The 14,215-nt window shown below is 39.8% G+C and carries 16 protein-coding genes and 2 other annotated features; of the genes, 3 read left to right on the top strand and 13 right to left on the bottom strand.

The window, feature by feature from the left end; genetic code table 11:
• Positions 1-4: 4 nt before the first annotated feature.
• The 7 genes from trpB to EDC24_RS08610 form a co-directional block, all read right to left on the bottom strand.
• A complete protein-coding gene (gene trpB / locus EDC24_RS08640; protein WP_124221697.1) occupies positions 5-1,195 on the bottom strand; it encodes a tryptophan synthase subunit beta in 1,191 nt (396 codons plus the stop codon).
• The gene (locus EDC24_RS08635; protein WP_124221695.1) at positions 1,195-1,806 is read right to left on the bottom strand and encodes a phosphoribosylanthranilate isomerase; all 612 of its coding nucleotides are present in this window, start codon (positions 1,804-1,806) and stop codon (positions 1,195-1,197) included. Before EDC24_RS08635 ends, trpB begins: the two co-directional genes overlap by 1 nt.
• The gene (trpC, locus tag EDC24_RS08630; protein ID WP_211342360.1) at positions 1,803-2,585 is read right to left on the bottom strand and encodes an indole-3-glycerol phosphate synthase TrpC; all 783 of its coding nucleotides are present in this window, start codon (positions 2,583-2,585) and stop codon (positions 1,803-1,805) included. The genes EDC24_RS08635 and trpC overlap by 4 nt, the downstream gene beginning before the upstream one ends.
• Positions 2,582-3,610: an anthranilate phosphoribosyltransferase gene (gene trpD, locus EDC24_RS08625; protein ID WP_124221691.1), complete on the bottom strand. Its 1,029-nt coding sequence runs from the start codon at positions 3,608-3,610 to the stop codon at positions 2,582-2,584. Before trpD ends, trpC begins: the two co-directional genes overlap by 4 nt.
• The gene (locus EDC24_RS08620) at positions 3,582-4,193 is read right to left on the bottom strand and encodes an anthranilate synthase component II (RefSeq protein ID WP_124221690.1); all 612 of its coding nucleotides are present in this window, start codon (positions 4,191-4,193) and stop codon (positions 3,582-3,584) included. Before EDC24_RS08620 ends, trpD begins: the two co-directional genes overlap by 29 nt.
• Positions 4,194-5,495 (bottom strand): anthranilate synthase component I, encoded by a 1,302-nt coding sequence (gene trpE, locus EDC24_RS08615; RefSeq protein WP_124221688.1) that lies wholly within the window; start codon positions 5,493-5,495, stop codon positions 4,194-4,196.
• 51 nt (positions 5,496-5,546) lie between these two features.
• Positions 5,547-5,816 (bottom strand) — a binding site (T-box leader).
• 42 nt (positions 5,817-5,858) lie between these two features.
• Positions 5,859-6,111: a binding site (T-box leader), on the bottom strand.
• Positions 6,112-6,175: 64 nt separating this feature from the next.
• On the bottom strand, positions 6,176-7,255 hold the full coding sequence (locus EDC24_RS08610; protein WP_170158522.1) for a GGDEF domain-containing protein: 1,080 nt from the start codon (positions 7,253-7,255) through the stop codon (positions 6,176-6,178).
• A 205-nt stretch (positions 7,256-7,460) separates the two neighbouring features.
• On the opposite strand from EDC24_RS08610, the gene EDC24_RS08605 reads away from it, so the two are divergent.
• Positions 7,461-7,730 (top strand): hypothetical protein, encoded by a 270-nt coding sequence (locus EDC24_RS08605; RefSeq protein ID WP_245998071.1) that lies wholly within the window; start codon positions 7,461-7,463, stop codon positions 7,728-7,730.
• A 25-nt stretch (positions 7,731-7,755) separates the two neighbouring features.
• Here the strand turns inward: EDC24_RS08605 and qoxD are convergent, their stop codons facing one another.
• From qoxD to qoxA, 4 genes are read right to left on the bottom strand one after another with little or no spacing between them, the layout of a single operon-like run.
• Positions 7,756-8,055, bottom strand: coding sequence for a cytochrome aa3 quinol oxidase subunit IV (gene qoxD, locus EDC24_RS08600; protein WP_124221682.1), 300 nt, complete (start codon positions 8,053-8,055; stop codon positions 7,756-7,758).
• Complete coding sequence (qoxC, locus tag EDC24_RS08595; protein WP_124221680.1) at positions 8,056-8,658, bottom strand: cytochrome aa3 quinol oxidase subunit III; 603 nt, start codon at positions 8,656-8,658, stop codon at positions 8,056-8,058.
• Between the two features lies 1 nt (position 8,659).
• Positions 8,660-10,594, bottom strand: a complete 1,935-nt coding sequence (qoxB, locus tag EDC24_RS08590; protein ID WP_124221678.1) for a cytochrome aa3 quinol oxidase subunit I — start codon at positions 10,592-10,594, stop codon at positions 8,660-8,662.
• On the bottom strand, positions 10,584-11,519 hold the full coding sequence (qoxA, locus tag EDC24_RS08585; RefSeq protein WP_124221676.1) for a cytochrome aa3 quinol oxidase subunit II: 936 nt from the start codon (positions 11,517-11,519) through the stop codon (positions 10,584-10,586). Before qoxA ends, qoxB begins: the two co-directional genes overlap by 11 nt.
• A 169-nt stretch (positions 11,520-11,688) precedes the next feature.
• Here qoxA and EDC24_RS08580 point away from each other — a divergent pair, with 169 nt between their 5' ends.
• Both EDC24_RS08580 and EDC24_RS08575 read left to right on the top strand, forming a co-directional pair.
• Positions 11,689-12,657 (top strand): threonine ammonia-lyase, encoded by a 969-nt coding sequence (locus tag EDC24_RS08580; protein ID WP_124221675.1) that lies wholly within the window; start codon positions 11,689-11,691, stop codon positions 12,655-12,657.
• Positions 12,654-13,013: a nuclear transport factor 2 family protein gene (locus EDC24_RS08575; RefSeq protein ID WP_245998068.1), complete on the top strand. Its 360-nt coding sequence runs from the start codon at positions 12,654-12,656 to the stop codon at positions 13,011-13,013. Before EDC24_RS08580 ends, EDC24_RS08575 begins: the two co-directional genes overlap by 4 nt.
• 20 nt (positions 13,014-13,033) lie before the next feature.
• On the opposite strand, the gene EDC24_RS08570 is transcribed toward EDC24_RS08575, so the two are convergent.
• Both EDC24_RS08570 and EDC24_RS08565 read right to left on the bottom strand, forming a co-directional pair.
• Positions 13,034-13,429 (bottom strand): VOC family protein, encoded by a 396-nt coding sequence (locus EDC24_RS08570; protein ID WP_124221673.1) that lies wholly within the window; start codon positions 13,427-13,429, stop codon positions 13,034-13,036.
• On the bottom strand, positions 13,429-14,211 hold the full coding sequence (locus EDC24_RS08565) for a helix-turn-helix domain-containing protein (protein WP_245998062.1): 783 nt from the start codon (positions 14,209-14,211) through the stop codon (positions 13,429-13,431). The genes EDC24_RS08570 and EDC24_RS08565 overlap by 1 nt, the downstream gene beginning before the upstream one ends.
• Between the last annotated feature and the right edge of the window lie 4 nt (positions 14,212-14,215).

The raw sequence follows: 14,215 nt of genomic DNA, 5'->3' as shown, positions 1-14,215 counted from the left end.
CTTTTTATTTACCTAGTGCTTCTTTAACGGATTCAACATCTTTATCGCCACGTCCTGATAAACAAATGACTAAAGATTCATCTTGTGACATACTAGGTGCGACTTTAAGAGCTTGAGCAACAGCGTGTGAACTTTCTAAAGCTGGAATAATGCCTTCCGTGCGCGACAGTAGTTGGAATGCTTCAAGTGCTTCATCATCGGTAACCGATGTGTATTGTACACGCTCAATATCTTTTAAATAACTGTGTTCAGGGCCGACACCAGGATAATCGAGACCTGCTGAAATGGAGTGGGCCTCTTGTATTTGACCGTGATCATCTTGTAGTAGGTACATCATCGAACCGTGTAATACACCGACTGAGCCTTTCGTAAGCGTTGCGGCATGGCGGTCTGTATCAACACCACTACCAGCCGCTTCTACACCGTATAGTTTTACAGTATCATCATTTACAAACGGGTAAAACATACCCATCGCATTACTTCCACCGCCTACACAGGCGATAATGGCATCAGGTAGTGACTGTTCTTTCTCTAACATTTGAGCTTTCGTTTCATTGCCTATCACACTTTGAAAGTCACGTACCATTTGTGGGAAAGGATGTGGTCCTAATACAGACCCCATAATGTAGTGAGTATCTTCAACATTAGTCACCCAATAACGTAATGCCTCATTTACGGCATCTTTTAGCGTCGCACTTCCTTGATTAACACTTTCAACGCGCGCTCCTAATAGTTCCATACGGAATACGTTTAGTTTTTGGCGGCGTATATCTTCAGCTCCCATAAAAATCACGCAGTCTAAATTCAGTAGGGCGCAGACAGTTGCGGTTGCTACACCGTGCTGGCCGGCGCCTGTTTCAGCAACGACTTTTTTCTTACCCATACGTTCGGCTAATAAAGCCTGCCCAATGGTATTGTTGATTTTATGGGCACCCGTATGGTTCAAATCTTCACGTTTAAGATAAATTTTAGCCCCGCCGAGTTTTTCGGTTAGGTTTTTGGCAAAATATAAGGGGTTATCACGACCGACATATTCTTTTAGCAAGTCGTTTAGTCGGTTTTGAAACTGCTCGTCGTGTTTTACTTCTTCATAAGCTTCTTCAAGTTCTTTCACGGCACCCATTAAGGTCTCTGGGATATAACGTCCTCCGTAAGGGCCGTATTGTCCGTTCATATCTGGTTGTGCATAGGTCATTATGATCGCTCCTTTACTCGCTCAATAAATTGTTTTATTTTCTTTGGGTCTTTAACACTGTTTGTTTCAACACCACTTGACACATCAACCATAGTTGGGTTTGTTTGCTCGATGGCTTCTTGAACATTTTCTTCATGTAGCCCACCAGCTAAAATGAATTGGCTAGGGTCGATTGATATTTGTTTGAGTAACGACCAGTCAAACGTGGTGCCATTACCCCCTCGAGCAGGACCGTTGCCACTGTCGAGTAGCATGTAATCAGCTTCGTATTGCTCAAGTTTTTTTAGATCTTGTTCAGTCGTAATACTCAAAGCCTTTATATAAGGAATGGATAAATGACGGCAAAACTCTGGAGTTTCATCGCCGTGAAGTTGAACAAAATCGAGTCCAACTTCTTCCTTAATTCGCACCAGTTCTTCAGGATCTGTATTAACAAAAACGCCAACTTTTTTAACGTGTTTTGGCACAGCTGATGAAATGTCACGCGCCTTTTCAATGCTGACTTGTCGCTTACTCGGGGCAAAAACAAGACCAATGGCATCCGCGCCCGCATGAGCAGCAGCCTCAGCATGTAAAGGGTCTTGAACGCCACAAATTTTAACTTGCGTCATACGCTTGGCACCTCAATTTTTAGTTCAGATAACGTTTGCGTGACATCGCCACTAAGCATAAGCGATTCACCGACTAGAATGCCCTCTGCACCTGCTTTTGCTACACGTTTAGCTTCTTCGCGCGTTTTAATTCCGCTTTCACTAATAATTAGCGTATCGGGGTTAGTGATCTGTTTAGCTAACCGTTCTGTCGTTTCTAGGTTGACTTGGAACGTTTTTAAATCTCGGTTATTAATCCCAATGATTTTGGCCCCCACTTCAAAGGCATCTTCAAGGTCCTCTTCATTATGCACTTCAAATAAGACTTCTAGATTTTGTGATTGGGCATATTGATAGAGTTCCTTTAATCGTTCGCGATCTAATGCCTTTGCAATGAGTAAAATGACATTAGCACCTGCTTGATGTGCCCGATCGATCTGAATTTCATCAATTATAAAATCTTTGTTTAAAATGGGCAGGTCAATGGTCTGTCGAACGGCTGCTAAATCGTCCATAGAGCCTTTGAAGAAAGGTTGGTCTGTCAAAACTGAAACAGCTCCTGCGCCACTTAACTCATAAGTTTTGGCCTGCTCTGAAGGCTCCATTCCAATATTGATGTCCCCTTTGGAAGGGGAGGCACGTTTAACTTCTGCAATGACGGATAAAGCATCCGAGTGTTTAAAAGAATCATATAATGAAAATTCATTCTTAGGGAGACTAGACTTGTAATTTAGTCCAGCTAACTTTAAGGTTTGAACTTCTTCTATTTTCTTTTCTAAAATTTGATCTAAAATGGTCATGATGACATCGCCTGCTTTCGATTACGACTATATTCAACTAAGTGATTTAACTTCTCTAATGCACGACCTGATTCAATGCTTTCACGAGCGCGGTTAACACCGTCTTGAATATTCTGTGCAATATCAGCTGAATAAAGACCAAGTCCAGCGTTTAATAGAACTGTATCGAGGTAAGCGCCAGGCTCACCTTTTAGGACACTTAATAATATATCCGCATTCTCTTTCGCATTGCCGCCTTTAATCTCTTCATTTGAGTAAGTGTTAAGGCCAACATCTTCAGGCTTTAACGTAAACGGAATTAAATCGCCCTGATCTAATAGAACCATGTGATTTTCTCCAGCAAGTGATGCTTCATCCATATGTCCAGCTCCATTTACAACAATACTTCTGCTGCGACCGAGTTGGTGTAAAACGGACGCCATCTTCATTAACATATCGCGGCGGTAGACGCCTAGGAATTGAGTGTCTAACTCAACTGGATTGGTTAATGGTCCAATTAAGTTAAAGATGGTAGGAACCCCAAGGTCTTGGCGTACTTTCATGATGCGTTTTAGCCTAGGATGTACATACGGTGCGAATAAAAAGGCAATTCCATTTGTTTCAAGTAACTCCTCAACTTCTTCACTTGTAAAATCGAGTGAAATGCCAAGTTGCTCTAGGACATCAGCACTGCCAGTTTTACTCGAAACACTACGATTACCATGTTTGGCAACTTTAGCACCCGCTCCAGCTAATACAAAAGCTGAGGTTGTGCTAATGTTAAAACTGCTTGAGCCATCACCACCCGTTCCGCAATTATCCATGACATGGTCGATTTGACTTTTAATGGGCATGGCTTTTTCACGTAAAACTTCTACAATCGCCGCAATTTCATCTGCTGACTCTCCGCGTACTCTTAATGCGGTTAGAACAGACGCGATTTCGCTATCCGACGTTTGCTCGTCGAATAAAGCCTGTGAGACACTGCGCATTTCATCTTTCATAAGTTGTTCACCGTTAGTTAACTTTTTTAACAAGGTGTTCATATACATTCTCCTTCCGAATCGTTAATAAAAATTGATTGAGTATCCGTTTTCCATCTGATGTCCCGATTGACTCAGGGTGGAATTGTAATCCGTAAACAGGGTATTGGTGATGTTTCATAGCCATCAGCTCACCATCATCCATTGCAACCGCTAATTTTGTCATGCTAGGCGGGAGCGTCATGGAATCAAGGACAAGGGAGTGATATCGCATCACTTCTAAAGGCTGTGGCAAATATTGAAACAAGCCTGATCCTTTATGTCGCAGTAAAGACTTTTTTCCGTGCCTGACTTCTTTTGCACGTTTGACTTCAGCACCAAAGGCAACGCCAATCGCTTGATGGCCTAAGCAGATACCAAGGATTGGAATCGTTTGATAAAAGTGTTTTACAATAGGTACGCTTAATCCGGCATCTGTCGGCTTTCCGGGTCCTGGTGAAATCACAATGGCTTCAGGTTGTAAGGATTTGATCTCTTCAATGGAAATCTTGTCATTTCGCTTAACCAGTACATCTGCACCTAACTCTTCTAAATACTGAAACAAGTTGTAGGTAAACGAGTCATAATTATCAATAAGCAAAATCATTTAATTCACCTCCATTAATGCGCGAGCTTTGTGTATGGTTTCTTCGTATTCACTAAGTGGATTAGAATCGTGAACGACCCCAGCGCCAGCTTGAACATAGGCTTGTTGGTCTTTTAAAACCATCGTTCGAATAGCTAAAGCAAAATCTAAGTTTCCATTAATGGCAATGTAACCGACAGCTCCGGAGTAAACGCCACGTTTAACATCTTCTAAATCATTAAGAATTTGCATGGCTCGTATTTTAGGAGCACCACTGACTGTTCCAGCTGGCAAACAGGCTTTTAAGGCTTCAAGTGATGTATATTGCTCAGCGAGTTCGCCGACAACTTCTGAGACAATGTGCATCACGTAGCGGTAGCGTTCAATGACCATATATTTAGAAAGATTGATGCTACCCGGTATACATATTCGACCTAAATCGTTTCGCCCTAAATCGACGAGCATCTGATGTTCAGCTATTTCTTTCTCATCCGAAATTAAATCCTGAGCAAGCTTTTGATCGTCTGATTCTGTTAATCCTCGTTTGCGCGTCCCAGCTATTGGATTTGTCGTCACCGTTCGATCATTGACTTTTATTAAACTCTCAGGCGAAGCACCTAGTACAATATAATCCTGAAAATCGATGAAAAACATATAAGGGGAGGGGTTTGATTTTCTAAGCTTTCGGTAAAACTCAAATGCATCACCCTCGTATTGAGCTGAAAACCGTTGAGTTAATACGGCTTGAAAAATATCGCCCGCTGCAATATGTTCTTTGATTTGGTCTACTTTCTTCTCAAACGTTTTTTGTGCAGTATTGGACTGGAAAGACGAAAGGCTAAATGGCTCGTGTTGATTTTCCGTGTTTTCGAAAAGCTGATGTTCAATTTCGTCAAGCTCTGATTCGTCTGCAAGCGTGATGATATAAACTTTTTGCATTAAATGGTCGTAGACGATGATCGTGTCATAAAACATGAAATGAACGTCTGGCATATGGAGCTCATCGATCGCGTCATCGCCAATGTTTTCAAAATGTCTAATCGCATCGTAAGCGACGTAACCAACCCCGCCTGTTGGAAATGGTATGTCAATCGGCAGGTCAAGCTCTGTATTTAACGTGTTTTCAATCGTCTGAAAAGCTTGATGGACGTCGTTTGATTTGAGCTCGTTGTATGGGCTTGCGCCGATAAACGAGTAACGGCCTGATTTTTCGTGTTTTAATGAACTTTCAAGTAAGAACTTTTGACCACCTTTTAAATTTAAATAAATTGAAATGGGTGTCAGTGTATCTCCTTCGACGATTCGATAATGGCATTGAACCATGCTATTTTCCTCCTTATAAAAAAAGTCCTCTGCAAACACGTATTTGTGTTTACAGAGGACGATTGACTCGCGGTACCACCTCAGTTGGAAAGTGTATACTTTCCCGCTCGATTCAGGTACGGGAAGAACATAAAAGGGGGATGTTGTACTTCCGATACCCTATCCATATAACGGTGGAAAAACCGGGATATCATACTAGCTTTTTAGCGTTCAGATTCCTCTCGTAAGTCCATTCGGTATAACGTATCGTGCCAGCTCTCACCAACGCTGACTCTCTGTAACGACTGCATTATACTTACTTCTCTTACTCGTCGATTTATAATCTTAAATTTTTACAAAATAAAACGGGTTTCCCATCCTTATAAAAAGGACGGGAAACCCGTGGTGCCACCTTTGTTGACTGCGAATGCAGTCCACTTAGTCCGTATCGAAGCGGTTAAGCTTGAATACGTGTCTCTTGTAACGATGAGACGTTCGCTAGCCATACTAATAACTTGTCGTTACGTTGGGCTAGAGGCTCAGAAGTCCATTCCTTTTACGTCCTACGCTAGTTCGCAGCAACCACTAGCTCTCTGAAGTATTTCGCAAAAGTACTCCTCTTCATCAATGCCGTTCCGTTTCTAAATTGTTATTGAATATCATATGATGTTTTTTCAATTATGTCAACTATTTATTTTATATTATGCCTCAATTTCTATATGATTCCGGCCAATGTCTTTTGCGCGATATAAGGCCTGATCTGCTTCGTTGTATAAGATGTGATCTTGTTCCATGGCTGACTTGTAGTTTGCAATTCCTATTGAAACAGTAATTCGAACCTTATTTCCGTGTGGCAGTGTAAAAATGGTATGTTCAACCCGTTTTCGAATTCGTTCAGAGAACTTCTCAACTTGCTTGATCGTTTGCCCGGAATAAAGGATAGAAAATTCTTCACCGCCGTTACGAGATACCTTTGCGTGTGGTCCTGCTTCTTCAGTCATGATGTCAGCTAATTGCTTTAGCACTTCATCGCCAGCCATATGACCATAGGTATCGTTTACTTCTTTAAAGTGGTCGATATCTAACATCACTAAAACCATTGGGGCTAGTTCTTCTCGAGCTCTTCTTAAAAATTTATCATAGTAGTAATAAAAAGTTCTCACATTATAAAGACCTGTTAATGGGTCTAACCTTGAATATTCACGATACTTGAGAAACAATTCGCTATTCCTTCTAACATATCGAACAAAATAGAAAGCTAACATACCCCCGGTGAGTGTGCAGACAATATGAAGGATGGCTGCACTAATAACTTCTGAGTACACGGGTGCAACAATATATAAAGCAATTGAGAAAATAGCTTGTGCGTATACTAAAAGGAGGAGCCACTTTTTCCAAGGGACAGCTTTAACATAAAGCGCAATGAAGCCTGTTCCTACAGCAATAATAAGCATCATAAATAATGCCACATGAGAAGAAAAATTAATATCAATCATGTAGCGGCCAATGGTAATGATGATAGCTCCTACAATAGGCGGAATCAAGCCGCCATAATAAGCAACAATAGCTATGGGGACGTGTCTTAAATCAAGGATGGTAATGTCATTTACATAGATACTATAGCGCATTAAAATAATGCCTAAAACACCAGCAAGAAGCCCATCAATTAACTTAATCCAAAAAGGTGAATGGAAGGTTAAACGATTGGTTCGAAATAATTGGTGCCAAAAAAATATAAAAGTAATCAATACACATATATTAATGATTAAATCATCGATCATGGTTCTCAGCCCCAAATAGTATTTTATTACCATGATGTATAATAAAAAAGTACTAGTATTTAAATTTTAATCAATAATTTAAAATTTTACAAATATTTAATTATTAAAATTGACTTTTCTGTGTCAAGATTATGGAAATTTTGTTACAGTAGAAGTAACAATATTTAATCGGTGGTGAACTAATATGGGTATTACATTAATGTTCATGATTTTAGCAAGTGTTGCTCCATATTTGTTTTATCAGATCAATAAAAAATGGCTTGCTGGAGTGCAAGCTATTGTAGTTATCGGTATGTGGATATATGGTATTAATATTTCTTTACTTGGTATTGAACCCGCTATTTTTTCATTAACTTGGACGTCGTTCTACTTAAGTTTCATTTTAGCCGAAGTGGCGTGGATAATGTTTATTATTTATGTCGTTAAAAATACAGACCAACCTGCAATAAATAAAAACCCCTCATCTCAAATGTAATTGAAATGAGGGGTTTTTCAGTTTTCTAGAAGCCATAAACCATTACAAAAAGTGAACCGACTACGACTATGGCTGCAGTAACAAAACCGTGAAAGATCATATTCCATGGTACGTGGCCATTTTGACTTTCTGGTTCTACGATGTGCATGAACATAACAAGTTGTATACCTGCTTGTATGACTGCCAGTAGCATGATAATGGTAATAATCCAAGCAGTTGATAAGTCAGACCCTAAGGCTGTCCAAACTGCTAATGCTGTTAAAACTAGTGATAAAACAAAGCCTACGATATGTTGTGTTGGTACTTTTTTAACTTGATTTGACAATTAAATCACCATCCCAATCAAGTAAACACTTGTGAAAATAAAAATCCAAATAACGTCTAGAAAATGCCAATAGAGGCTAATGATGAAAACCTTTCGACTTGTTACGGCTGTAATCCCCTTTTTATAGAGCTGTATAATTAGGAGAATTGCCCAACCAATCCCAAGTGTGACGTGTAAGCCATGTGTTCCTGCTAGTACATAAAAGCTAGACCAGAAGGCACTTGAAGAAAGAGTTGCTCCTTCATGTGAATAGTGGATAAACTCATATATTTCAAAGCCCAGAAAGCCTAAACCGAGTACTAGCGTTATAATTAGCCAGGTAATCAAACCGCTATTAGATCCATGGCGCATCTGGTGTATGGCAATGCCACATGTAAAACTACTTGTCAGTAATAGAACGGTCATGATTAACACAATTTCAATTCCAAATAATTCACTCGGAAGAGGTGCATTGGCTGTGCGCCCAAATAACACGGCATAAGTTGCAAATAGGGTTGAGAATAATACAACTTCAGCCGCTAGAAAAATCCAAAATCCTAAAATACTCATTTGATTATGCTCTGTTTGATATTCTAATGGGGTATGTTTAACATTCGATTGCATACTATAACCCCCTTAATTGACGTTCAGTTGTCTTAATTTCTTCAACTTCAACATGGTGCCCTTCATCCTCATCAAAGGAACGAACAACCATCATGACGATTACACCTACTAAGAATAGAATGGCTAGCGTCATCCACTCAAATACTAATGCAAAGCTAGACATAAACAATAGTGCCATCATGATAAAGGGTTGGCCAGTATTATTTGGCATATGAATCGGTTCAAGTTTCGATTCATCAAAAGTTGATTCATTGTGCTTTTTCATTTCTACAAAAGCATCAAGACCACGGATGGTAGGTTGAGTCGCAAAGTTGTAGTGCGGTACAGGTGTTGGTGTAGCCCACTCAAGTGTGCGACCATCCCATGAATCTCCAGTTGTTTCACGTTGGCTTGTTCGATAACTGTAGTAAATGTTAAAGACAAATACAGCAAATCCAAGTCCCATACCGAATGCACCAATGGTTGAAATAAAGTTTAATGTAAACCATTCAGGTCCTATATCAAAAATACGGCGTGGCATTCCATCTAACCCTAAGAAATACTGAGGGAAGAACGTCACGTGGAATCCAATGACAAATAGCCAAAAACTTAATTTTCCAAATTTCTCATTTAGCTTATGATTGAACATTTTTGGATACCAATATTCTAATCCCGCGAAACAAGCAAATACGGTACCAGCAATTAATACATAATGGAAATGTGCAACTAAGAAATAGGAATTGTGAAACTGATAGTCAGCAGCCGCCATACCTAACATGACGCCTGTAACACCACCAATCACAAAGCTCGGTATAAAGGCTAATGCCCAAAGCATCGGTGTCGTAAATTGAATCTTAGATTTATAGAGTGTCCCTAGCCAGTTAAAGATCTTAACTCCTGTTGGCACAGCAATTAACATAGTCGATACTGAGAATACTGAATTGACAAATGCGCCGGCACCCATCGTAAAGAAGTGGTGTACCCACACTAAGAAACTAAGTGCAGCAATCAAAATCATTGACCATACCATTGCTTTATAACCGAATAATTGTTTCTTAGCAAACGTAGCGATGACTTCAGAAAAGATACCGAATGCTGGAAGAATAACGATATATACTTCAGGGTGACCCCACATCCAGAAAAGGTTTGCCCACATCATAGGAAGTCCTTCACCAGTTAATGTAAAGAACTGAGAGCCAAAGATTCGGTCAATCGTCATTAAAGCTAATGCTACGGTTAAAATTGGGAATGCGAAAATGATAATAAATGAAGTTACTAATGTTGACCAAGTAAATATCGGCATTTGGAATAACTTCATACCCGGAGCACGCATCTTCAAAATGGTCACCATTAAGTTAATACCTGTTGCTAAAGTTCCGATTCCGGAAAGTTGTAAACCTAGTAAATAAAAGTTTTGACCAGGACCAGGACTCATTGCTGCTCCTGCTAATGGAGTATAACTAGTCCACCCAGCATCGGGTGATCCACCAATTACGAACGAAATATTAAATAATAAGGCTCCGAAAAAGAATGACCAGAAGCTGAGTGCGTTCACGTATGGAAATGCGAAATCTCGTGCACCTATCTGAAGTGGCACGACAATATTCATTAAGCCTATTAAAAACGGCATCGCCATGAAAATAATCATGACAGTTCCGTGGGTAGTGAAGATTTCATTATAGTGCTGGGTGTTTAAAAAGTTTAGATCCGGAAATGCTAGCTGTACACGCATCATAAGCGCATCAGCACCACCTCGGAATAACATGGCGAGTGCACTTAAGATATACATAATACCAATCTTTTTATGGTCGACAGTCGTGAGCCATTCGCGCCATAACCATCCCCATTTCTTAAAATAGGTTAATAGAAAGATAATTGCACTCGTCACCAAAACAATCGCTACCATACCTGCATAAATTAAAGGTTCTCCTGTCACAAAAAATTCATCAAGACTCATGATCTTCACCTTCTTTCTCGTATTCAGTTAAACTTTTAATGTGAAGGTGTTGTTCGTAATCACCTAGATGGTGTTTAAGTGAATAATCACTATCCCTCATAGTGCTATGGTCAACCCACTCTAGATGGGTGTTTGAAAAGGCCATCTCACCTAATATTCCAGGTTTTAAAAGTTCGTTATATTGATTTTGCGTTAATTCAGGTTTTTCATTTTGAATTTGATCGACCCAATTATTGAATTCTTCTTTTGGTTCTGCGTGAACTTTAAAGGTTTGGAGGGAAAACCCTTCCCCGTTAAAGTTGGAATTGCGCCCATCATAAACGCCTTCTTCATCGGCTTGGAGGTATAAAGTAGTTTCCATACCTGCCATATTATATTTCTGACCACCAAGAGCAGGAATCCATAAAGCAGCCATTGAATCAGCAGATGTCAAACGGAATTCTATAGCTCGATCGGTTGGTATATGCAAATAATTGACTGTTTCAATATTTTGTTCCGGATAACTAAAGAACCATTTCCAATCTGCTGATGTCGCATGAATGACAAGTGGTTCTTGTTCATTAGATGACTCAGGTGGTTTTTCTAAATCAAATAATGTCTCAACAGTTGGAACAGAGAGTAACATCACAATGATTAACGGTATCGCTGTCCAAAGTATTTCAACTTTTAAATTCCCATGAATCTCAGGGTTGTAATTTTTGTCCCCACGTCCTGGTCGATCGCGGTATTTAATGACCATGATTCCAAATAAAACAAAGACCACTACGACAATCCCCAACATAAACCAAAGGGAATACACGATGAGGTCTTTTTGGCTTTGGCCAACTGGACCTTTAGGATCTAATACTGTTAAATCGCTACATCCAGTTAAAAGTAGGAAAAAGCCTCCTATCATTAATAAAAACAGTATTTTTTTATATCTCATGAGCAATCACTCCATGCTTCGTGTTCTCATTTCATTGTATATAGTCTATATACCACTTTTAAACCGAGTTAACTCTTTTGTAAGACATTCATCACAGATTTGTTGAAGTGTTGACATAGGATGTTCAAAAAGGGAAACTAAAACTAACTTAAACTAGGGAGTGCTGTTGATGGTTCAATTAGAGGATGTTCTAAGAGCGAGAGGAAGAATTGTAGATTCTGTTAAAACAACGCCTATTTTGAAATCGCGTCAATTGTCTAAAAGATGCGAAGCTCAAATCTTTTTAAAATCAGAACATTTGCAGACAACAGGTTCTTTTAAAATTCGTGGCGCTACAAATAGAGTTATACAAGCAAAGAAGGAGGGGGTAAAGTTCGTCGCAGCTGCTTCATCTGGTAACCATGGACAAGCAGTTGCTTATATTGCCAATAATTTAGAAATACCAGCAACAATTGTGGTTCCAACTGATGCAAATGAAAGCAAAGTCAATGCGATAAAAGAGTATAGAGGGTCGGTTGAATATTGCGGCACGACCTCTGCTGAACGCATTCCTCGAGCCAAAGAATTAGCGGAAGAACTAGATGGCATGTTTATCCCTCCATATGATCACCCAGATATTATAGCTGGACAAGGGACGGTCGGTTTAGAGATTTTGGAACAGGTTGAGGATGTCGATACCGTGATTGTACCAATTGGCGGTGGAGGTTTGATGTCTGGTACCTTAATTGCGATTAAAGAAAAAAACCCTAATGTCCGAGTAATTGGCGTTGAGCCAGAGTTAGGTTATGATACGAAGCTTTCACTTGAAAGAGGGGAGATCACACCCGTTGAAGGCACGCACTTAACGATTGCAGATGGTATTCGAACGACTCAACCAGGCACTCTTACGTTTCCGATTCTACAAAAGTATTTGGATGAACTCGTTTTAGTAACCGAAGACGAGATTCGCTATGCGATGAGTTTTGTCATGGAACGGATGAAACAACTCATCGAACCATCAAGCGCAACGACTGTTGCAGCCGCTATGTTCGACAAAGTTAATTTGAACCATGAAAAAGTTGTTTGTGTCATATCAGGTGGAAATGTAGATTTACAGAAACTAAGTGAGTTGCTCGTCAAAACGGAGGGGTCAAATTGAGTGATTTGAAACAGTACTTATTAGAATTAGAAGAGATGCTATTATTAAAACGAAAATCTGACTTTGAGAGATTACTAGCAGATGACTTTAAAGAGTTTGGTAGCTCAGGAGAGGTCTTTACGAAACAAGACCAATTAGATGCTTTTGAAGGTGATGTTCATAAACGTATGACAAAATATCACCTTTCCAATTTTGACATGAAGCCTTTAGCTGATAAGGTCGCCTTAGTCACATTTTTAGTGTTCAATGAAGGAACTGAACAGTATTCCTATCGAAGTTCGATTTGGAAGGACATAGAAGGACAATGGCAGATGGTTTTTCACCAAGGAACTATCACAAATACAGCCTCCAGTTAACTGGAGGCTGTATTTTTACTTTATCCAACTGTGAATTCAACTTTGATACGATCAGGATCCTCAAAGTAAACCGCGTAGTGGTCAGGGCCACCTGCATACGGGTGTTGGTCCTGATACAGAATTCTAGTGCCTTTTTCTATTAATTTACGAGTCATGACATCGACATCCTCGTGTGACTCTGCGTAAAAGGCTAAGTGATTTAATCCGGTACGCTTACGGTGATAAGGGATATCCAGATACTTTTCCTCTGTTTGAACAAATACAAGATAAGTGTTATCCATTTTCCAACTAGCGCCTTGTTCCCATTTCTGATAAGATTCATAGCCTAGTTCTTCTAAGAACCATCCCCAAAAAGCGAGCGATTCTTCTAAATCTGACACATATAGTTCGATATGGTGTAATAACCCTCTTCCCATTAAGATCTCACTTTTCCTTTTTCGACGTAATCTTTTAAGAAGTCACCTAATAGTTCTTGCCATCCTTCATTATGCATTTTGTGCCATTCAGGGTCGAGAAGTCCAACAGCATGATGTGACAGTTTTAGAGTCGTATAATCACCGTCTTGTTCAAGAGTGTACGAGTAAGCACTATCAACAGCACCTTTCATACCTAACAGACCGTTAAGCCTCAATTCTTCGTTTTCCTTAACATAAGTCACGGTCCCCCATAAAGCACCGCCTTCTTCGTTAGTTTCTAAAAATAATCCACCTGGTTTCGCATCGAGTGTAAGTGTCGTATTCTCACCGTCAAAAACACTATACGTCCACCATTTTGAAATGTCTGTTGTAAGAGCCTTGAACACTTCTTCTTTAGATCCCTTAATGTTAATTTTTTGTTCAATTTTAAATGAATCATGAACTAAACCTGACATTTGATTTCCACCTTCAATTTGATTTTTTAATGATAATAGATTGTGACTTTGCAACTCTTCATACTGGCTGACCCACCTGTTGTGAACTGTTTGAAGCGGAACAACATTTAAATAATTAATTCTGGATCGCCCCTCTTTGCGAGATAAAAGGAGCTGACTATCTTCTAGGGTTCTAAGGTGTTTCATGACGGCATAGCGGCTGATGTCTGGAAAGCGTGAGACGAGTTCCCCTGTGGTTGATGGATGATGTTTAATATGGTCTAGGATGCGGCGACGAACTGGGTGGGCTAAGGCTTTAAAAACTAATGTAATGTCATTTTCGTTCAACTCT

This window comes from Aquisalibacillus elongatus (assembly GCF_003843875.1).
GTDB classification, from domain to species: Bacteria; Bacillota; Bacilli; order Bacillales; family Alkalibacillaceae; genus Aquisalibacillus; species Aquisalibacillus elongatus.
The sequence above is the reverse complement of the archived record's forward strand: the minus strand, read 5'-3'. Positions and strand labels throughout refer to the sequence as shown.

Coding starts and splice junctions, on each gene's coding strand:
- EDC24_RS08620 (WP_124221690.1), bottom strand. CDS start 4,193: ATGATTTTGCTTATTGATAATTATGACTCGTTTACCTACAACTTGTTT.
- EDC24_RS08610 (WP_170158522.1), bottom strand. CDS start 7,255: ATGATCGATGATTTAATCATTAATATATGTGTATTGATTACTTTTATA.
- qoxB (WP_124221678.1), bottom strand. CDS start 10,594: ATGAGTCTTGATGAATTTTTTGTGACAGGAGAACCTTTAATTTATGCA.
- qoxA (WP_124221676.1), bottom strand. CDS start 11,519: ATGAGATATAAAAAAATACTGTTTTTATTAATGATAGGAGGCTTTTTC.
- trpC (WP_211342360.1), bottom strand. CDS start 2,585: ATGACCATTTTAGATCAAATTTTAGAAAAGAAAATAGAAGAAGTTCAA.
- trpB (WP_124221697.1), bottom strand. CDS start 1,195: ATGACCTATGCACAACCAGATATGAACGGACAATACGGCCCTTACGGA.
- EDC24_RS08635 (WP_124221695.1), bottom strand. CDS start 1,806: ATGACGCAAGTTAAAATTTGTGGCGTTCAAGACCCTTTACATGCTGAG.
- qoxC (WP_124221680.1), bottom strand. CDS start 8,658: ATGCAATCGAATGTTAAACATACCCCATTAGAATATCAAACAGAGCAT.
- trpE (WP_124221688.1), bottom strand. CDS start 5,495: ATGGTTCAATGCCATTATCGAATCGTCGAAGGAGATACACTGACACCC.
- EDC24_RS08605 (WP_245998071.1), top strand. CDS start 7,461: ATGATTTTAGCAAGTGTTGCTCCATATTTGTTTTATCAGATCAATAAA.
- trpD (WP_124221691.1), bottom strand. CDS start 3,610: ATGAACACCTTGTTAAAAAAGTTAACTAACGGTGAACAACTTATGAAA.
- EDC24_RS08580 (WP_124221675.1), top strand. CDS start 11,689: ATGGTTCAATTAGAGGATGTTCTAAGAGCGAGAGGAAGAATTGTAGAT.
- EDC24_RS08570 (WP_124221673.1), bottom strand. CDS start 13,429: ATGGGAAGAGGGTTATTACACCATATCGAACTATATGTGTCAGATTTA.